We start from the raw sequence: 17,894 nt of genomic DNA, 5'->3' as shown, positions 1-17,894 counted from the left end.
AAAGCTTCCGGCTGCCGAGTGTTTCCGTCCGCTCTGCATCGCACGATGAACGAAATCGTACATATTCGGGCCAAGAAGGATTAAGGAGATTGCCGATCCGACGTGGCGTCGATCACGATGGCGACACGGCAATGGCGGATCTTTTTGCAGAAGCGCCGAGATTATTGACGATGACGACCAACAAGATATTGGTGCCAAGGTCGCTCTCACCTACGAACTAAGGGAATAACATGCAGACGACACACGCCCGCCGCAGCGGCGCGCAGGTCTTGATCGATCAACTGCGTATTCATGGCGCCGAAACGATCTTCGGCGTTCCCGGAGAAAGTTATCTCGCCGCGCTGGATGCGCTTTATGCGCAGCGCAATTCGATACGGTACGTGATCTGCCGGCAGGAAGGCGGTGCTGCGAACATGGCCGAAGCCTACGGCAAGCTCACGGGCAAGCCCGGCATCTGCTTTGTCACCCGCGGACCGGGCGCGACCAATGCCAGCATTGGATTGCATACCGGCTTCCAGGATTCGACGCCCATGATCCTGCTGGTCGGGCAGGTGGCGCGGGAGCAGGCCGAGCGCGAGGCGTTCCAGGAAATCGATTATCGCCGCATGTTCGGGCAGATGGCGAAATGGGTAGCTCAGATCGAGGATGCCCGTCGCATTCCGGAATTGGTGAGCCAGGCCTTCCATCGTGCCGTCAATGGCCGGCCCGGACCTGTTGTCCTGGCCTTGCCCGAAGACATGCTGACCGACGAGGTCGAAGTCGCCGACGCGATTCCCTACAAGATCGCCCGCGGTGCGCCGTCACCGGAGGACATGGCGACGCTCCGTGCGCTCCTCGAGGAAGCGCGCCAGCCGATGGTGATCCTCGGCGGCGGCGGCTGGACGGCGCAGGCCTGCGCCGACATTCGGGCCTTCATCGAGGCCAACAACCTTCCGGTCACGACTGCTTTCCGCAACCAGGATCTGCTCGACAATCGCCATCCCAACTTTGTCGGCGATCTCGGTGTCGGCGCCAGCCCGCCGCTGGCCGAGCGGATCAAGGGCTGCGATCTCATCGTGGCGATCGGGCCGCGGCTCGGCGAAGCGACCACGGCGGGATACACGCTGTTCGACATTCCGGTGCCCAGGCAGAAGCTGGTGCATGTTCATGCCGGCGCCGAGGAACTCGGCCGGGTGTTCGAGGCGACGCTGCCGATCAACAGCGGCATGGCGCACTTCGCCCGTGCCGCCAGGACCATGAAGCCGGTCGACGGTTCGCGCTGGAAGGCGCATGTCGAGGCCGGACGCGCGGCCTATCTCAAGAACATCGAACCCAACGAGCAGCCCGGCGCCGTCAACATGACGGAAGTGATCGCTTGGCTGAACAAGCGCCTGCCGGACGACGTGATCGTCACCAATGGCGCCGGCAACTATGCCGCCTTCGTCCACCGCTTCTTCCAGTATCGCGGCTTCCGCACCCAGCTCGCGCCGACCAGTGGCGCGATGGGCTACGGCGTGCCGGCGGCGGTGGCGGCCAAGATCGCGCAGCCCGATCGCATGGTCGTGTCCTTCGCAGGCGACGGTTGCTTCCTGATGAACGGGCAGGAGTTCGCGACAGCGGTTCAGCACGGCGCCAATGTCGTGATCGTCGTCGTGGACAACGGCATGTATGGCACGATCCGCATGCATCAGGAGCGCGAGTATCCGACCCGCGTGCATGGCACCGAACTCAAGAATCCCGATTTCGCCGCCTATGCCCGCGCCTTCGGCGGTCATGGGGAGACGGTGGAACGTACCGCCGACTTCGAGGCGGCCTTCGAGCGCGCGCTGGCGGCGGGCAAGCCCGCCATCATCCATGTGAAGACCGATCCGGAGGCGCTCACCTCGCGCATCACGCTCAGCAAGTTGCGCGAGCAGTCGCTGGCAAAACAGAAGCACTAGGAGCATTGCGGCCCGCCGTCGGGATCGGCGGCGGCCGCAAAAGCGCTTGCGCCTGCCAGGCATCGAGCCTATAGAGGCGTCCTCGTGGAATTTGAGCCGACCGGCTTGCGGCCACGTTAATCCTCGCTAAAAGGTCGGAGCGCTCGAAAAAGCCCCCGTCCTTTCCGGTCGGGGGCTTTTTCGTTGCGCGCGCCTCTGAAGGCGGGCGCCGTTGCGGTGAGGAGAATGACGATGGACGGCTCGACCCCGAACAGGACGAAGCGGACGGCGGACACCAGCAAGTGGCGGCCGCAGACGCGCGCGGTGCGCGGCGGACAGATCCGCACCAATTTCGAGGAGACGTCGGAAGCGTTGTTCCTGACGTCGGGCTACGCCTATTCGAGCGCGGAGCAGGCCGAGGCCACCTTCAAGGGCGAGGTCGACCACTACCAGTATTCGCGCTTCGGCAACCCGACCGTCACGATGTTCGAGAACCGGCTGGCGGCGCTCGAAGGCGCCGAGGCCTGTCGCGCTACCTCGACCGGCATGTCGGCGGTGTTCTTCGCGCTGCTGGCGCTGCTCAAGGCCGGTGACCGCATTGTCGCCGCGCGCCAGCTGTTCGGTTCCTGCCACTACATCGTTGCCGATCTCCTGCCCAAATACGGCATCCAGGGCGAGCTGGTCGACGGTGGCGATCTCAATGCCTGGGAGAAGGCGCTGAGCAAGCCGACCCAGGCCGTGCTGTTCGAATCGCCCTCCAACCCCATGCTCGACATCGTCGACATCAAGGCGGTGTGCGATCTCGCCCACAAGGCCGGCGCCAAGGTCGTGCTCGACAATGCCTTCGCGACGCCGATCCTGCAACGCCCGCTCGAATGGGGCGCCGATGTCGTGGTCCATTCGGCCACCAAGTACATCGACGGCCAGGGGCGCACCCTGGGCGGCGCGGTGCTGGGATCGAAGGACTTCATCATCGACAAGCTGCAGCCCATCATCCGCAACACCGGACCGTCGCTCAGCCCCTTCAATGCCTGGGTACTGGTCAAGGGGCTGGAGACGCTGGGCCTGCGCATCGATCGCCATTGCGCCAATGCGGCCCGTGTCGCCGACGCGCTCGCCGCGCACCCGGCCATCGCTCGCGTCCTCTATCCGGCACGCGCCGACCATCCCAAGCACAAGCTTGCGATGGCGCAGATGTCGGGCGGCGGCGGCGTCGTCACCTTCGATCTCAAGGGCGGCAAGCGCGCAGCCTTCGATACGCTCAACCGCCTGCAGATCGTCGACATCTCCAACAATCTCGGCGATGCCAAGAGCCTGGTGACGCATCCGGCCACGACCACGCACATGCGCATCGGCGCCGAGGAGCGGGCGAGGCTCGGCATCACCGACGGCACGGTGCGTCTGTCCGTCGGCCTCGAGGATGCCGACGACCTGATTGCCGATCTGCTTCAGGCGCTCGAAGGATAGGAGCAGGGTGAACGGGCGGCACCCCAAGAGCCGCCCGCCGGCCCGCCCACGGGAGTTGCCGCGCTCTTGATCTGCCTCAAGTGATCTTTCCGGCGTCGCCGTAGGGTGCCATCACTCGTGAGGGAGAATGTGATGGCCGAGCCTGCATTGTCGATTTCGCCGGAGAAGGTTTGCTTCATCGTCGTCAAGGCGCGCGAGTTCGACGTCCAGGATGTCGAGACGGATCCGGACTCGGGCTCGAACGCCAGCGACGACGCCATGGCCTCGGTCCTGGAAGCTCACGGCGACGATCCCACCTACGATGAGCTGGTCGCCTTCATCGACGGCCTCACCGAAGAGGAGCAGGTCGATCTGGTGGCGCTGACATGGCTCGGCCGCGGCGACGGCGACATTTCCGATTGGCCGGACCTGCGTCGCGAGGCCCGACGGGCCCGCAACAAGCGTACGGCGGCCTATCTTCTCGGCAAGCCGATGCTGGCCGATCATCTCGAAGACGGGCTGGCGGAATTCGGATGTTCGTGCGAGGAGTTCGAGAAAGGCCATCTCTGAACATCCTCGAGGTCGATGGTGTCGCTTGCCCAGGCGCTCTGGAAATCGAACTTGGATGGGGCGCAGCGGACGCTCGCGCATCCCTTCGTGCGCGGATTGGGCGACGGTTCTCTGCCGGTGTCGTGTTTCAAGCGGTACGTTGCGCAGGATGCCTATTTTCTCGAAGCGTTCGCGCGCGCCTATGCCTTCTGCCTCGCGCACAGCCGGTCGCGGCAGGACCTCTACGACTTCGCGCAGCTGATCGTCGGCGTACTCGACGAACTCAAGCTGCACGCCGCCTATGCCGAACGCTGGTCGGTCGATCTTGCCCACGTCGTTCCCGGGACGGCCACGCGGGCCTATGTCGACTTCCTGCTGGAAACCGCCCGCACCGGTGAGTTGGGCGAGACCATCGCGGCAATGACGCCCTGCATGCGGCTCTATGCCTTTCTCGGCCAGACGCTGTCGCGCGGCGAGGTGGCGCCGCTCTATGCCGACTGGGTGAAGACATACGCCGATCCCGGTTTCGAAACCCTGGCGTCGCAGCTCGAGAGACTGCTCGATACGCATGCCGTCGATAGCGAGCCTGTTCGCGCGAATTATCGTCGCGCGATGGAACTGGAATACGACTTCTTCGCGGCCTGCCTTTCCTAAAGCTGCCATCGTTCGACCTTTCTCGGCCGTCCTTGGAACACCGCGTGGGGTGATGCGTTTCCGTGCATCTCCCAGAAGCACCGGCAACGCGATGAGCAATGGACGTTCGGCTCAACTGCATTCCCTGACGCCCATGAGGGGCCTCGCCGCCTTGTGGGTGGTGCTCTATCACTACGCGGCGCGTTATTTGCCGGGATTGCATACCGATCGCTATACGCATCTGCTCGACAAGGGCTATCTCGCCGTCGACCTGTTCTTCATGCTGAGCGGCTTCGTGCTCACGCATGTGTACTGGCGCACCTTCACCGAGCCGGTGCGGGGATCATATTGGAAGTTCCTGATGGCGCGGATCGCGCGGCTCTATCCGCTGCATCTGTTCGTCCTGTCTCTGTTCCTGGCCACGGCGCTGGCATCGCGCGCGGTGGAATATGCGGCCACTGGCACCTTCGAGGCGATTGCACTGCAGGGCACGCGCTCCTTCACTGCACTCCTGGCCAACCTCTTCATGCTTCAGGGGCTGAACGCCGGCCAGCTCAGCTGGAACTATCCGGCCTGGTCCATCAGCGTCGAGTTCGTCGCCTATCTCGGCTTTCCCTTTGCCCTGCCGTGGATCTGGCGCTCGCGCTGCCGCTCGAAGATCCTGCTGGCGCTTGTCCTCGTCGCTCTGCTGACCTGGTTCGCTCTGGTCACCGGCGACGACTTCGATCAATGGGACGGCCCGCTTGCCCTGTTGCGGTGTGTGCCCGAGTTCCTGATCGGCACGTTGCTCTATGCCGCCTTTGCCCGAGGAGCGTGGTCGACCGTGTCGGGACGCGACGGCGTTCTGATCACTCTGGTCATCGTTCTGCTTCTGCTGCTGCATTTCGGCGCCAGCGATCTGGCCGTGATCCTGCTCTTCCCCGCGTTGATCCTCGCCGCTGTCGGCAACAACGGCCGCATCTCGAGCCTGCTGAATGTGGCGCCGCTCGTCTGGCTGGGGGAAGTTTCCTATGCGCTCTATCTCTTCCACGGCCTGGTGGAATTCATCACCACCAATCTGCTCGAGGCCGTCGGCGTTCGGGATCGCGATCGGCTATCGGCCGAAGCTTCCTTCCTGCTTATGAGCTTCATGCTCGGCGCCTCGCTGTTCTGCGCCAGCCTAGGGCATAACGGCATCGAGAAGGCGGGACGTCAGCGCCTGCGGCTGCTGTTCGGCGGCTAGGCGGACCGCAGCGGCGCAAGTCTCTCCATGGATTGATCGAGGACCTGGCGCAGTTCGCCGGCAAGGCTCGGCCCCATCGCTGCGCGTACCTCCTGCTCAGCCTCGGCCCACAAGGGCAGCGCGCGCTTGAACAGGGCACGCCCCGCGGCAGTGGCCAGAAGCTCCCGGCGCCGCTTGTCGCCCGAAGCGACCTGCTCGACGAGGCCGTCATCGATCAGCGGTCGCAGATTGCGGCTGAGGGTGGTGCGGTCGGTGGCCGCCAGCTCGGACAGCCGGCCGATCGACACTGGCCCTTCGGCGATGATGAAGCCCAGCACGGAGAATTGCGAGATCTTGAGGCCCGTCGGCGCGAGATGGCGGCCATAGATCGCCGTCATGCGCCGCGCCGCGCGCCTGACCCGAAAGCATGTGCAGTCGATCGGGGACAGGCGGGGAGCCGGCGAAGACATGGCACCACCCTAGCGCCGCCGCTTGCCGTGGCCAAGAACAAAAGTGTATATACACCTAAATAGCGGGAGCAACGAGATGGATATGCCGGAGGCGGGATTCGGCGTGATGCCGATCGAACAGGCGCGCACGATGGATGGCTTGACCCTGGCGCGCGGAATCATGGAAGGCCGTCTGCCGGCGCCGCCGATCGCCCGCACGCTCGGCTTCGGGATATCCGAGGTCGAGGCCGGGCGCGTGGTGTTCGGCTACGAACCCGTCGCCGACCACTACAATCCGCTCGGCAGCATCCATGGCGGCATCGCCGCCACGCTGCTCGACTCGGTGATGGGCTTCAGCGTGCATACGACCCTGAAGGCCGGCTCGAGCTACACGACCGTCGAGATCAAGATCAATTATGTGCGGGCGATGACGCCCAACACCGGCAAGGTGCGGGCCGAGGGCAAGATCATCAATGTCGGCTCCCGCATTGCCACGGCGGAAGGACGGCTGACCGATTCCACCGGACGATTGCTGGCGCACGGCACGACGACCTGCCTGATCTTTCCGATCTGACACGGAAATGAGCTAGGCTGCGGCATGCTCGAGGCAGCCGCGGAACAACGTATCCTGAAGATTTCCATCGCCATGACCGTGGCGCTGGCGCTGTTCGGCCTCGCCTTCGGGCTGGTCTCGGGCTCGCTGTCGATCGTGTTCGACGGCGTCTTCTCGGTGATCGATGCCGCGATGTCGGGCTTGGCGCTCTTCGTTTCGCGCCTGGTGACGCGCGAGACCGAGAACCGGCGCTTCCAGTACGGCTTCTGGCACATCGAGCCCATGGTGCTGGCCTTCAACGGCGGCACGCTGATGCTGTTGTGCTTCTATGCCTTCGTGAATGCCGCCGGCAGTTTCCTGGCCGGCGGCCGGCAGCTCGCCTTCGACTGGGCCATCGCCTACTCGGTGGTCGTCTGCATCGGCTGCTTCGGCATGTACTTCTATCAACGCCGCGCCAACCAACAGATCGGGTCGGACTTCGTCCAGCTCGATGCGCAGAGTTGGCTGATGTCGGCGCTGATCACCTCGGCGCTGCTGGTCGCCTTCCTGCTCGCCCTGGTGGCCGAAGGCTCGCGCTTCGATCCGTGGTTGCCCTATGTCGATCCCGTCGTGCTGGCGGTGCTGTCGCTCTGCCTCGTCTTCGTGCCGATCCGCACCGTGCGCCAGGCGCTGACCGAGATCCTGCTGATCACGCCGCCCGATCTCGACGAGCACGTCCGCAGTGTCATGCAGCGCATCGTGGCCAAGCACGGCTTTCGCTCCTTCACGAGCTACGTGGCCAAGGTCGGGCGCGCGCAGTTCATCGAGATCCATATTGCGGTGGCGCCGGATTGGTCCTTCACCAGCATCGGCGTGGCCGACGCCATTCGGCGCGAGATCTCCGAAGCGATCGGCGAAGAGGGGCCGGAACGCTGGCTGACCATCGATTTCACCGCCGATCCGGAGTGGCTGTAGCGGGCTGCGTCGGCTTGCGCCATTTGACCTTTTGGCGGGAAACTCCCATCTCGACTGGGTTGAGGGATTTCGTTGCCGATGTACACCGCTACCACCCGTGCCATATGCGTCACCGTGCGGCCGCAATATCTGCCGGATCAGTCCGATCCGGCGAAGTCGCAATATGTGTGGGCCTACCAAGTCCGCATAGAAAATAGGGGTGATGAAACGGTGCAGTTGCGCAGCCGGCATTGGAAGATCACGGACGGTCTCGGTCGGCGCCAGGAGGTCAAGGGCCCGGGCGTCGTCGGCAAGACGCCACGGCTGCGTCCCGGCGAGATGTTCGAGTATACGTCGGGAACGCCGCTCTCGACTTCATCCGGCTTCATGGGCGGCACGTATCAGATGGTGAGCGAGTCGGGAGAGAATTTCGATATCGAGATCCCGACATTCTCACTCGACACGCCAGGCGAGTCGCGACAGCTTAATTGACCCGTCCAGACGGAGCGGAGAGAGATCAATGAACAGGATCCTGAAGAAGAGTGCCATGGTCTCGATGGCCACCGGCGTTTCCCGTCCTTCGCGCGAGGAAGCGGAGGCGGCGGTGCGTACGCTGATCCTCTGGGCCGGCGACGATCCCGACCGCGAAGGGCTGGTCGGAACGCCCGATCGCGTCGTGCGCTCCTACGAGGAGTTCTTCGCCGGCTACGACGAGGATCCGCGCGAGATGCTGCAGCGGACGTTCGAGGAGGTCGAGGGCTACGACGAGGTCGTGATGCTGCGCGACATCCGCCTCGAATCGCATTGCGAGCATCATATGGTGCCGATCATCGGCAAGGTTCACATCGGCTATCTGCCAGACCGGCGCGTGGTCGGGATTAGCAAGCTCGCACGCGTGGTCGATGCCTATGCCCGCCGGCTGCAGATTCAGGAGAAGCTCACGGCCCAGATCGCCAACACGCTGCAGGACGTGCTGCAGCCGCGCGGCGTGGCGGTCGTCATCGAGGCCGCCCACCAGTGCATGACGACCCGTGGAGTCCACAAGTCCGATGTGGCGATGGTGACCAGCCGCATGCTGGGGGCCTTCCGCAACAATGGCGAGACCCGGCGCGAATTCCTGACTATGATCGGCCGCTCATCCCTCTGATTTTCGAAAGAGCATCTGATCCATCATGGCTGGAGAGACCGTCGATTCGGTCGAAATGCTGCGTCGTCTCGTGGCATTCGACACCACCTCGCGCAATTCCAACCTGGCGCTGATCGAGTACGTGCAGGGCTACCTCAAGGGCCATGGCGTCGACTCAAAGCTGGTGCCCAACGAGGACGGCTCCAAGGCCAACCTGTTCGCCACCGTTGGGCCCAAGGTCGCGGGCGGCGTGGTGCTGTCGGGCCATACCGACGTGGTGCCCGTCGATGGCCAGCCCTGGGTGACGGATCCGTGGACACTGACGCTCAAGGACGGCAAGTATCACGGCCGCGGTACCTGCGACATGAAGGCGTTCTCCGCCATCGGCCTCGCCATGCTGCCGGAATTCCTCAAGGCCAAGCTGAAGAAGCCGGTCCACTTCGCCCTGTCCTATGACGAGGAAGTGGGCTGCTTCGGTGCGCATTCGCTGGCGGCACGGATGGCGGCCGAGGTTCCCAAGCCGCGCGCCGTCATCATCGGCGAGCCGACCATGATGACGGTCGTGCACGCGCACAAGGGCACGCAGATCTACATCACCAAGTTCACCGGGTTCGAGGCGCATTCCTCGATGACCCATCTCGGCGTCAGCGCCATCCATTTCGCCGCTGAGTTCGTCCACTACCTCAACCAGGTGCAGGAGGAGCTCGAGGCCGCGGCGCCCAAGAACAGCGAATTCATGCCGGCGGCGGCGACCTTCAATGTCGGCACCATCGTGGGCGGCACGGCCGGCAATATCCTGGCGCGCGAATGCGAGGTGCTGTGGGGCTATCGCGAACTGCCGACCCAGCCGATCGAGGAGCTCGGCGAGCGGGCGCAGAAGTGGCTGAAGGAATACCTGCTGCCGAAGATGAAGGCCAAGCATCCGGCGGCCACCATCGAGACGGTGCTGCGCTCCTCGACTCCGGCCTTCTCGGCCGAGGGCAACGACGAAGCCAAGGCCTTGGCCGCCCGCTGGTCGGGCTCGAACACGGCCGGTAGCGTGGTCTATGCCACCGAGGCCGGCATCTTCCGCAAGACGTTGGGCGTTCCGACCGTGGTGTGCGGCCCGGGTGACATCGCCCAGGCGCACCAGCCCAACGAATTCATCCTCGCCTCGCAGATCGAGGCCTGCGAGGGCTTCATGCGGCGCATGATCGAGTGGGCCAGCCAGGACTAGTCTGGCGGCAAGCGGCCAGGCTCTGACGTCGGCGCCGTTGTCGGTCAGGCCGCGAGGCCGAGCGCGATGACGAAACGGGCGCCGCCGCCCGGCCGGTCTTCGACATGGATATCTCCTCCGTGCAGGAAGGCGATGCGCCTGACCAGCGCCAAGCCGACGCCGCTCCCGAGCGTGCGCGGTTTGTCGCCTCGCCAGAAGCGTCGGAAGATCAGCTCCTTCTGGGTATCCGGGACGCCCGGTCCGCGGTCCTCGACAATGACAGTGCGGTCCGCATCGACCCTTATCGAGATGGTCGAGCGCGGCGGTGCCAGCTTGATCGCATTCTCCACGACGTTGCGGATCGCCACGTCGATGAGGACAGGATGGCCGGACACCACGACATTCGTTAACGGCTCGTCCAGTTCGATCTGCTTGCCGGAGCGGAAGGCCGCGTCGGCGAGATCCTCGCATACCTTTCTGGCGACACCGCCAATATCGACGTCGTAACGCTGGCGTGCCATCGCATCTTCGGCCTGGGCGAAATTCAGCAGCTCGTTGACCAGATGCGCGAGGTCCCCCAGTTCCTGGCTGATGCGATCGCGGACCTCTCCCGGCGGCAGCTCGGAGACCTCCAGCAGCAGAACAGCGAGGGGTGTCCTGAGCTGATGGGCGACGTCGGAGGTGAACTCCTTTTGCAGCGCCAGGGAGCGGTCGAGCTTGGTCAGCATCGCGTTGATGCCCGACACCACCCCGTCGAACTCGAGCGGCAGGCCTTCCCCGGAGAGACGTGTGAAAGGCCGGCCGGAGGTGAGCGCATCGCCCAGCTCGCTGGCCTGGCTGGCCACGCGATTGAGTGGCCGCAATGCTCGGCGGGCGGCGAAGTACACGGCCAGCATGAGCGCCGGGACGATGAAGAGTGTCGGCACGACGGCATGATCGATCAGCTCTCCGGCCAGGACGCTCCTCCACTGCCAGGCCGGATCGTCCACCATCGCCGCCTGCACCCAGTAGATGTGACCGCCGACTTCGCTGCGACCCGTCATCAGCCAGACATTCTCCGATTCGCCATCCCCGTCGATGTCCGCCGTTGTGATCGAGGTGACGCCGCTCAGGAGGTCGCGACCGGCGGCGGCATTCACGGCCGGTCCCTTGGCGTCCGTTTCGAGCGACTGCAGCAACTCGGGGTTTGCCTGGGCGATGATGCTGCGCTGGAACGCCTGTCGGTGATTGAAGACGCGGAAGCCGTAGGACTTCGGATAGCGCCTGTAAGGCTCCCATGCCGTCGGATCGTCGCCTCGACGCATGGCGTCGACGATATGACGGACCTGCATCTCGAGCGTCAGCCGGCGCAGCTCCGGCTTGTCCAGGAAGTAGTAGCCGATGGTAACGATGACCAGAACGGTGAAGACCGCGAGGGTCACGACCACCATTTCAAAGGCCAACTGGTGGGAGAGCTTCCGGAGACGCCCCCGGATCATGCCGTGCCGCTTTGTGCGAGGATATAGCCCAGCCCGCGCATCGCCGTGATCGCCACGCCCGCGTCGAGCGCCTCGAGGCGGCGGCGAAGTCTGGACACGACGGCTTCGATCGCATTTGGGGTGACGTCGGCGTCGAAGGAATAGATCGCCTCTTCGAGCTTGCGCCGCGGCACCAGCCGGCCCTGGTTGAGAAGGAGAGCCATGAGAACGCCGAGCTCCCGGCGCGGCAGGGACGTAATCTGTCCGCCCACGCGCAAGGTCAGTGACCCGACATCCAGGGACAGCCGGCCGGCCTCCAGGACAGGGTGTCGGGCCTCGCTCGATCGCCGCAGCAGGGCGCGAATGCGCGCCAGCAGCTCGTCCAGGGCGAATGGCTTGACGAGATAATCGTCGGCGCCCTCGTCGAGCATCTCGATACGCTGCACGACATCGGCGCGCGCGGTCGAAACGAAGACGCGCGTCGTGCGGCCGGAGCGGCGCAGCGATCGCAGGATCTCGACGCCGTCCCCGTCGGGCAGGGAGAGGTCGAGCAGGATGAGGTCGTAGTCCACCAGCTGAACCGCGGCGCGCGCATCGTCGACCGTCTCCACGACATCGACCGAATAGAGATTCTCGACCAGTCGCTTCGCCATCAGTCCGGCGAGCTTCTGATTGTCTTCGACGACAAGCAATCGCATGCGTTCGACTATAGCCGCTGCGGAAATGGAGTCACGAACGCACGCTGCCTTGCGCAACAACTGCAATCGCATCCTGAGTGAACTCGGGTCCAAAGAATGTCACTGGGCGGTCAGCGTTGCGTCAGCGATGGCGCTCTATCCCTCGCAACGATGATCTATCGTTGGAGACGGCATTGATGGTTTTCTTCTGCTCCACGCGCGAAAGCTTCGCCGACCGTTACGGCCATATCGCCGACCATGTCGCCTCGTGCGGTTATGCCATCATCGATGCCTGGGACGCCGAAACGTCGACGCTGCAGGAGATCGCCGAGCATTTCGGCAATGTTCAGACGCATATTCGCGCCGACGCCAATGGACTTGTCGGCATCAGCACCGAAACCATCGTGAACCGCGATTGGGAAAAGTTTCGCTCGGAATATTCCGGCATAACCTCCGATGAATTCATGCCGCACACGGACGGTTCGTATCTGCATGGGTTGGTGCATCGCGACGGAAAGTATATCCAGCTCCTGCCGCCGAAGATGCTGGTTCTGCAATGCTGGCAAAGCGCGGCGGCAGGCGGGGACAGCATCCTCATCGATGTTCAACAGGTGTACGACGACCTGGCGCGGGAAAATCCCGGCGATCTGAAGATCCTGTCGACCAAGGGCTGCGTCAGCTATTGCCGGGACGACCAGATCGCGCTGGATCGGGCGGTGTTCGAATGTCTCGACGACGGCGCGATCATGCTGCGCTTCCGCTACGATTCAACGGCCTACATTGCGGACTGGGCCAGCGAGGCCTTCCACAATCTTCAGCGCAACTATTTCTCGAACCCGAGATACCAGGTCCGGCTCGCGCTCGCGAAGGGCCAGATCGTGGTGATCGACAACTATCGCATGCTGCACGGCCGGGATTCGTTCAGCGATGGCGGCGAGGGCAAGGAGCGCAAGTTGCGGCGCGTCTGGCTGGCTTATGATCGTCTGCCGGTGCTGAGAAACGCGGCGGACCAGCATCGCGAGCGACGGGCGCTCAAGCGCTTCGAGGCCTATGACATTCGGCCTCCGGCGATTGCAGCGCGGATGGCGCCTCCGCGCTCGATCGGCATCCGGGCGAGCGCGTGAAGGCAGACGTCGCCGTGCCCGGCACGGCGTCGGCGTAATGGCGGGGCCGGGAATGGAAGCGATCGCCAGCCTGTCGGCGGCAAGCTTCCTGACGTCGCTGCTGACGGCGGCCGTCGGCATCGGCGGCGGGCTGGGATTGCTCTCCGTCATGCCGTCCTTCATGCCGATGGCGGCCGTGGTCCCGTTGCACGGGCTGACCCAGCTCGTCAGCAATGGCAGCCGGTTCGTCTTTGATTACCGCAACGCCGATACCCGGCTGTTGCCGGCCTATCTGGCAGGCGCCTGTCTCGGCGGAGCGCTCGGCTACTTCTTCATCGGCAAACTGCCGGATCTCTTCCTGTCCGCCCTGCTCGGCGGCTTCATCCTGCTCTGCACGTGGACCACTCTGGTGAACAGGTTGGGCCGCGTCCTCACCAGCTTCTTCTCGATCGCCTTCGTGCAGACGTTCCTGTCGCTGTTCGTGGCGAGCGTCGGACTGCTCTCCCAGCCGGTTCTGATCAAACAGGGCCTGCCCAAGAATCGGGTGATCGTGACCCATGCCATGCAGATGAGCGTGCTGCACGGTCTCAAGGTCGCGGCGTTCGTCGCCGCGGGTTTTCCCTTCCTGCGCTATTGGCAGCTGGCGGGACTGATGATCGTGGCCTCGGCCGCCGGCTCCTATGTCGGCGGATTCTTTCGAGATCGAATTCCCGAAAGACTGGGTATTGTCGCCCTCAAGGCCGGCATCACGTTCTTTGCCGCCAAGATGATCGCCGATACGCTGATGCCACTGCAGGCGCTCTTCGGGTAACGCCCGCGCCCGCCGGGACGGACCGGCTATTTCAGCTTGAGGCCGACCACCCGCACCAATCCATCGGGGCGTTGCGTGTAGCCCTGCAGCCGGTCGGTGTGCGCGATCAGCACCTGCGGGTGGTAGAGATAGATGATCCAGCCGTTGGCCAGGAAACGCTCGGTGAGCTTTTCGTAGATGGCCTTGCGCGCGGCGACGTCGCTGGCGGCCCGCGCCTGCTGGTGCAAGGCATCGACCTCCTTGTCGCAGTAATGGCCCATGTTCTGCGGCGCGCCGCAGGCCTGGTAGATGATCGAATTGCCGTCGGGGTCGCTGCGGCCGCTCCAGGTGTTCTCGTAGAGCTGGAAATCGCCGTCCTCCGCGGTCTTCAGGGCCGTCGCGACCTCGGTGACGCGGATCTTGAGATCGAAACCCGCCTCCGCCGCCATCGACTGCACGACCTCGGCCACGGCCCGCGTTTCGGGCGTGTTGTTGACCATGAAGTCGATCGGTATCCGCCCATTGACGCCGGCTTCCTTGAGCAGCGCCTTGGCCTTGGCGATGTCCCGCTTGGGAATCGGGAACTTCTGCTGATAGTACGGGTTCTGCGGGCTGACCCATTGATTGCCCGGCACGAATTCGCCGTTGAACACGACCTGGTTGAGGGCCTCGCGATCGAGCGACAGCTCGAAGGCGCGACGCACGCGCGGGTCCTTGCCTAATGGATTGTCCGCCTTGGGGCCGTTGGCGACGTTGATGAGCAGACCGAACCAGCCCAGCGATACGGCCTTGCTGAGGCTGAGCTTCTTGTCCTCGCGCACGGTCTTGATGTCGGTGGCGAGCACACGCTCGATCAGGTCGAGCCCGCCCGAGCGCAGGTTGGCCAGGCGCACCGTCGCATCGACGATCGGCAGGTAGGTGATCTTGTCGATGAAGACGTTGTCCTTGTTCCAGTAGTCGGCGAACTTCTCGACCACGATGCGGTCCTGCTGCACGCGCTCGACGAACTTGTAGGGGCCGGCACAGACCGGATGCAGGCCGAACTTGTCGCCCGCCGCCTCGGCGGCCTTGGGCGCCACCATCATGCCGGCGCGGTCGGTGAGCTGGGCCAGCAGCGGCGAGAAGGGCGCCTTGAGATGCAGCTTGATGGTCAGGGGATCGACCACCTCGACGGAGTCGATGGCCGAGATCTCGGGCTTGCGGAACGAGCCTTTCATGTTGAGGTGACGTTCGAGGCTGTACTTGGCGGCGGCGGCGTCGAAGTCCTCGCCGTCATGGAACTTCACGCCCGGGCGCAGCTTGATGGTGACGGTCTTGCCGTCCTCCGAGGTCTCATGACTGAGCGCGAGCTGCGGCACGATGTTCAGCTTCTCGTCGATGTCGAACAGCTTGTCGCAGATCGACGAGAAGACGATGCGCGCCGTGTAGGTGCGCGAGAAGGTGGGGTCGAGCACGTCCGGATCGTCGCCCAACCCGATGCGCAGGGTGGATTGTGCCAGGGCGACGCCGGACATCGACAGCAGCACTGCCCAGCAGGCGAGTAGGACGGCGGCGCGACGACCTGGCTGTCTCATGGTTCCTCCATCGGACGCGATCGCAGAAGACGCCGTCATGCCGTGCATGCACCGTGCCATGACGCGCAGGCCGTCAATTGATGCGCCGTCGCCTCCAGGCCGGTCATTGGCGCCGGACGGGAGGGCGGCGGCCTCAATGGGCGTGACCGTGACGATGGTGCAGGTCGGGATAGTGAGGATGGTGGTGCGTCAGGGCCGAATGACGATGAACATGCGTGTGCGGCTCTCCCGCCAGATCCGCTGGGCCGTGTTCGTGCAGGTGATGCTCGTCGTGAACGTGACGATGGCTGTGCTCGATCGCCTCGTGGCGATGTTCGTGCGCGTGCCGCTCGGCCAGGTGGAGATAGAGGCCGACCGCCATGAGCAGCGCCGCCACCACGAGCCGAACCGTCAACGGTTCGCCGAACAGGCCCACCGCCAGGACCGCACCGATGAACGGCGCGGTCGAGAAATAGGCGCCGGTCCGCGCCGTCCCGACGTGGCGTAGGGCGAGGACGAACAGAACAAGGCTGACGCCGTAGCCCAGGAAACCGACTGCGCCCGCCGCCGCAACGGCGGTGGGAGACGGCAAGCTCGCGCCCCCGGACAGGGCGAGGATCAGATTCGTCGCCCCGGCAACCAGCCCCTTGATCATGGCGATCTGAACCGGGTCGGCCGACGAGAGCTTGCGCGTGAGGTTGTTGTCGATGCCCCAGGCGATGCAGGCGCCGATGATGGCGATCGCCCCCGGACCGATGGCCGTGCCGCCGCCCTGCCATGACAGGAGCGCCGCGCCGGCGAGGATCGCCAGCGCCCCCAGGAGGAGCCAGCGGTCGACGTTCTCCTTGAACACGACCCAGGCGATGCCCATGGTCGCGAGACCTTCGATGTTGAGCAGAAGGGTGGCGGCGGAAGCCGCCGTGTGCGACAGGCCGATCATGAGCAGCAGCGGTCCGACGACGCCGCCGAAGAGGACGACGAGGCCTAGCCAGGACAGGTCGCTGCGTCGGAGCGACGCTTCTGCCGGAGGATTACCGCGGGCCCGTCGCACGAGGTAGAAGATGCCGAGCCCGATGCCGGAGCCGAGATAGAGGAGGCCGGCGAGCAGCCACGGATCGATGCCGCTGCCGAGGAGGAGCTTGGCCAGCGGCGTGCTCGCCCCGAACAGCATGGCCGAGGCGATTGCCATCGACGGCCCCGAATATGATCGCAACCTGGTCATCGCCGTGCGTCCTCCGTGAGCAGTCTAGCAGAGTTGGTGCGAGGCTATTTGGTGGGCAGGTTCGGTATCGCGGAGCAGCACGAGCTTATCGGTAAATCGCAGTTGCGGATTTCGGCCGTCTCTCGCTTTGCTACTGTATATCGTGGGGAGCAGGTGGTGGCGCATACGGAGGTCTGAACCTCACCTACAGGTGGGGAGGCTCAAGCGATAATAGGGGATCAAATATGGCAGTATCCCCAGCGGCAGTGCGGCCGCCAAAATAACGGTAGAGCGAAATCAATGATGGGAGACGAATTCCAGAACCTAAAGTTAGGTGTTGAAGCTTCTGCAGCGATCCTTTGCACAGTGTGGCTGGTGCGATGGCCACATTATTCACGCTATCTTTCTTTGTTTTTCCGATGTCATCTTGGGTTGATATATAGAAGGCTTTTTATAGCATTTCTTGTAATTGCGGTTATTAGCAACGCAATGGAATTTATAAAGGACCTTGCTAAGCATGAGTTCGCCGTAGATGACCTTATGTGGGTTTTTATCTATGCTTTAGCGATTGTGATCGTCTTTCTCGTGGCGGATAGACTTTTCCGCTCTCGACTCCGATAATTAGTGGTCGGCCTGGGCGCCGCTTCTATCACCTCCACATGCAGTCAATGTTGTTCGATGGGTTTGTGGTCGTGCGGGAGTGAGGCGTGGGTATAGGTACGGCACTTCGGCGGGCTTGCCGTAGATGCACTTCCGAATAAACCGCGCCACGTCGCGGGCACCAAACAGCATCTTGGTTTATCGTCCCGATGAGCACTCTTTTGATGTTGAGCCTTCTCGCAGCAGGAGCTTCACCTCTGTCTTGCTGGATGATCTCAACTTGGAAGTCGATGACGCAGGGAGGATCATCTCCGTTTGGGGAATGTGTCCTCGGACAAGATGGAAGTCCGCGAGGCTGAGCGCTCCAGAGGCCTTATTCGGCGAACTCTTCATCGTTCCCCATGCCCCGCTATCGCGGCTGCGGATTGCGGTCGCTTTCCGCAAGCAAAACGACCCTTCGTGAGGGCTCGGCATCCCAAGGTCACCTGCCGGTCTTTCCCCCCGTCGCAAGGCGGGGGTTTTGATTCGTG

17 protein-coding genes and 1 riboswitch are annotated in these 17,894 nt (G+C 63.8%); of the genes, 12 read left to right on the top strand and 5 right to left on the bottom strand.

Annotation, left to right across the window (positions count from 1 at the left end; all coding sequences use genetic code 11):
* Nucleotides 1-230 precede the first annotated feature (230 nt).
* The 5 genes from B5D62_RS26150 to B5D62_RS26130 all read left to right on the top strand — a co-directional run bounded on the left by B5D62_RS26150 (nucleotide 231) and on the right by B5D62_RS26130 (nucleotide 5,748).
* Complete coding sequence (locus B5D62_RS26150; protein ID WP_085936995.1) at nucleotides 231-1,919, top strand: thiamine pyrophosphate-binding protein; 1,689 nt, start codon at nucleotides 231-233, stop codon at nucleotides 1,917-1,919.
* A 74-nt stretch (nucleotides 1,920-1,993) separates the two neighbouring features.
* A riboswitch (SAM riboswitch) is annotated at nucleotides 1,994-2,069 on the top strand.
* An 81-nt stretch (nucleotides 2,070-2,150) separates the two neighbouring features.
* Nucleotides 2,151-3,365 carry an O-succinylhomoserine sulfhydrylase gene (locus tag B5D62_RS26145; protein WP_139374099.1) on the top strand — a complete coding sequence of 405 codons (1,215 nt, stop codon included), beginning with the start codon at nucleotides 2,151-2,153 and terminating at the stop codon, nucleotides 3,363-3,365.
* 132 nt (nucleotides 3,366-3,497) lie between these two features.
* Nucleotides 3,498-3,914 carry a DUF3775 domain-containing protein gene (locus B5D62_RS26140; RefSeq protein ID WP_085936993.1) on the top strand — a complete coding sequence of 139 codons (417 nt, stop codon included), beginning with the start codon at nucleotides 3,498-3,500 and terminating at the stop codon, nucleotides 3,912-3,914.
* Between the two features lie 51 nt (nucleotides 3,915-3,965).
* On the top strand, nucleotides 3,966-4,547 hold the full coding sequence (locus B5D62_RS26135; RefSeq protein WP_218191314.1) for a TenA family protein: 582 nt from the start codon (nucleotides 3,966-3,968) through the stop codon (nucleotides 4,545-4,547).
* Between the two features lie 133 nt (nucleotides 4,548-4,680).
* Nucleotides 4,681-5,748, top strand: a complete 1,068-nt coding sequence (locus B5D62_RS26130; RefSeq protein WP_170921144.1) for an acyltransferase family protein — start codon at nucleotides 4,681-4,683, stop codon at nucleotides 5,746-5,748.
* Here the strand turns inward: B5D62_RS26130 and B5D62_RS26125 are convergent.
* Nucleotides 5,745-6,125, bottom strand: a complete 381-nt coding sequence (locus tag B5D62_RS26125; protein ID WP_170921143.1) for a MarR family winged helix-turn-helix transcriptional regulator — start codon at nucleotides 6,123-6,125, stop codon at nucleotides 5,745-5,747. The two genes, B5D62_RS26130 and B5D62_RS26125, sit on opposite strands and share 4 nt — an antisense overlap.
* Nucleotides 6,126-6,273: 148 nt before the next feature.
* Between B5D62_RS26125 and B5D62_RS26120 the strand changes: the two genes are divergently transcribed.
* From B5D62_RS26120 to argE, 5 genes are all read left to right on the top strand, one after another.
* The gene (locus B5D62_RS26120; RefSeq protein ID WP_085936990.1) at nucleotides 6,274-6,750 is read left to right on the top strand and encodes a PaaI family thioesterase; all 477 of its coding nucleotides are present in this window, start codon (nucleotides 6,274-6,276) and stop codon (nucleotides 6,748-6,750) included.
* A gap of 24 nt (nucleotides 6,751-6,774) precedes the next feature.
* On the top strand, nucleotides 6,775-7,683 hold the full coding sequence (locus B5D62_RS26115; protein ID WP_085936989.1) for a cation diffusion facilitator family transporter: 909 nt from the start codon (nucleotides 6,775-6,777) through the stop codon (nucleotides 7,681-7,683).
* A 78-nt stretch (nucleotides 7,684-7,761) separates the two neighbouring features.
* Nucleotides 7,762-8,154: a Co2+/Mg2+ efflux protein ApaG gene (apaG, locus tag B5D62_RS26110; protein WP_085936988.1), complete on the top strand. Its 393-nt coding sequence runs from the start codon at nucleotides 7,762-7,764 to the stop codon at nucleotides 8,152-8,154.
* A gap of 28 nt (nucleotides 8,155-8,182) precedes the next feature.
* The gene (gene folE / locus B5D62_RS26105; RefSeq protein ID WP_085936987.1) at nucleotides 8,183-8,809 is read left to right on the top strand and encodes a GTP cyclohydrolase I FolE; all 627 of its coding nucleotides are present in this window, start codon (nucleotides 8,183-8,185) and stop codon (nucleotides 8,807-8,809) included.
* Nucleotides 8,810-8,834: 25 nt separating this feature from the next.
* Nucleotides 8,835-10,004 carry an acetylornithine deacetylase gene (argE, locus tag B5D62_RS26100; protein WP_085936986.1) on the top strand — a complete coding sequence of 390 codons (1,170 nt, stop codon included), beginning with the start codon at nucleotides 8,835-8,837 and terminating at the stop codon, nucleotides 10,002-10,004.
* Between the two features lie 44 nt (nucleotides 10,005-10,048).
* Here argE and B5D62_RS26095 read toward each other — a convergent pair whose 3' ends face one another.
* Together B5D62_RS26095 and B5D62_RS26090 are read right to left on the bottom strand one after the other, a co-directional pair.
* Nucleotides 10,049-11,461 carry a sensor histidine kinase gene (locus B5D62_RS26095; protein ID WP_085936985.1) on the bottom strand — a complete coding sequence of 471 codons (1,413 nt, stop codon included), beginning with the start codon at nucleotides 11,459-11,461 and terminating at the stop codon, nucleotides 10,049-10,051.
* A complete protein-coding gene (locus B5D62_RS26090) occupies nucleotides 11,458-12,138 on the bottom strand; it encodes a response regulator transcription factor (protein WP_170921142.1) in 681 nt (226 codons plus the stop codon). The genes B5D62_RS26095 and B5D62_RS26090 overlap by 4 nt, the downstream gene beginning before the upstream one ends.
* 176 nt (nucleotides 12,139-12,314) lie before the next feature.
* Between B5D62_RS26090 and B5D62_RS26085 the strand changes: the two genes are divergently transcribed.
* Nucleotides 12,315-13,241 (top strand): TauD/TfdA family dioxygenase, encoded by a 927-nt coding sequence (locus B5D62_RS26085; RefSeq protein ID WP_085936983.1) that lies wholly within the window; start codon nucleotides 12,315-12,317, stop codon nucleotides 13,239-13,241.
* Between the two features lie 52 nt (nucleotides 13,242-13,293).
* Nucleotides 13,294-14,031 carry a sulfite exporter TauE/SafE family protein gene (locus B5D62_RS26080; RefSeq protein ID WP_085936982.1) on the top strand — a complete coding sequence of 246 codons (738 nt, stop codon included), beginning with the start codon at nucleotides 13,294-13,296 and terminating at the stop codon, nucleotides 14,029-14,031.
* Between the two features lie 26 nt (nucleotides 14,032-14,057).
* Here B5D62_RS26080 and B5D62_RS26075 read toward each other — a convergent pair whose 3' ends face one another.
* Together B5D62_RS26075 and B5D62_RS26070 are read right to left on the bottom strand one after the other, a co-directional pair.
* The gene (locus B5D62_RS26075; protein ID WP_085936981.1) at nucleotides 14,058-15,584 is read right to left on the bottom strand and encodes an ABC transporter substrate-binding protein; all 1,527 of its coding nucleotides are present in this window, start codon (nucleotides 15,582-15,584) and stop codon (nucleotides 14,058-14,060) included.
* A 133-nt stretch (nucleotides 15,585-15,717) separates the two neighbouring features.
* The gene (locus B5D62_RS26070) at nucleotides 15,718-16,785 is read right to left on the bottom strand and encodes a DMT family transporter (protein ID WP_085936980.1); all 1,068 of its coding nucleotides are present in this window, start codon (nucleotides 16,783-16,785) and stop codon (nucleotides 15,718-15,720) included.
* Nucleotides 16,786-17,894 lie beyond the last annotated feature (1,109 nt).

This window comes from Enhydrobacter aerosaccus (assembly GCF_900167455.1).
Lineage (GTDB): Bacteria > Pseudomonadota > Alphaproteobacteria > Reyranellales > Reyranellaceae > Reyranella > Reyranella aerosaccus.
Note: the sequence above shows the minus strand (reverse complement) of the source record. Positions and strands in the feature narration are given on the sequence as shown.

Coding starts and splice junctions, on each gene's coding strand:
- B5D62_RS26150 (WP_085936995.1), top strand. CDS start 231: ATGCAGACGACACACGCCCGCCGCAGCGGCGCGCAGGTCTTGATCGAT.
- B5D62_RS26145 (WP_139374099.1), top strand. CDS start 2,151: ATGGACGGCTCGACCCCGAACAGGACGAAGCGGACGGCGGACACCAGC.
- B5D62_RS26140 (WP_085936993.1), top strand. CDS start 3,498: ATGGCCGAGCCTGCATTGTCGATTTCGCCGGAGAAGGTTTGCTTCATC.
- B5D62_RS26130 (WP_170921144.1), top strand. CDS start 4,681: ATGAGGGGCCTCGCCGCCTTGTGGGTGGTGCTCTATCACTACGCGGCG.
- B5D62_RS26125 (WP_170921143.1), bottom strand. CDS start 6,125: ATGACGGCGATCTATGGCCGCCATCTCGCGCCGACGGGCCTCAAGATC.
- B5D62_RS26120 (WP_085936990.1), top strand. CDS start 6,274: ATGGATATGCCGGAGGCGGGATTCGGCGTGATGCCGATCGAACAGGCG.
- B5D62_RS26115 (WP_085936989.1), top strand. CDS start 6,775: ATGCTCGAGGCAGCCGCGGAACAACGTATCCTGAAGATTTCCATCGCC.
- apaG (WP_085936988.1), top strand. CDS start 7,762: ATGTACACCGCTACCACCCGTGCCATATGCGTCACCGTGCGGCCGCAA.
- folE (WP_085936987.1), top strand. CDS start 8,183: ATGAACAGGATCCTGAAGAAGAGTGCCATGGTCTCGATGGCCACCGGC.
- argE (WP_085936986.1), top strand. CDS start 8,835: ATGGCTGGAGAGACCGTCGATTCGGTCGAAATGCTGCGTCGTCTCGTG.
- B5D62_RS26095 (WP_085936985.1), bottom strand. CDS start 11,461: ATGATCCGGGGGCGTCTCCGGAAGCTCTCCCACCAGTTGGCCTTTGAA.
- B5D62_RS26090 (WP_170921142.1), bottom strand. CDS start 12,138: ATGCGATTGCTTGTCGTCGAAGACAATCAGAAGCTCGCCGGACTGATG.
- B5D62_RS26085 (WP_085936983.1), top strand. CDS start 12,315: ATGGTTTTCTTCTGCTCCACGCGCGAAAGCTTCGCCGACCGTTACGGC.
- B5D62_RS26080 (WP_085936982.1), top strand. CDS start 13,294: ATGGAAGCGATCGCCAGCCTGTCGGCGGCAAGCTTCCTGACGTCGCTG.
- B5D62_RS26075 (WP_085936981.1), bottom strand. CDS start 15,584: ATGAGACAGCCAGGTCGTCGCGCCGCCGTCCTACTCGCCTGCTGGGCA.
- B5D62_RS26070 (WP_085936980.1), bottom strand. CDS start 16,785: ATGACCAGGTTGCGATCATATTCGGGGCCGTCGATGGCAATCGCCTCG.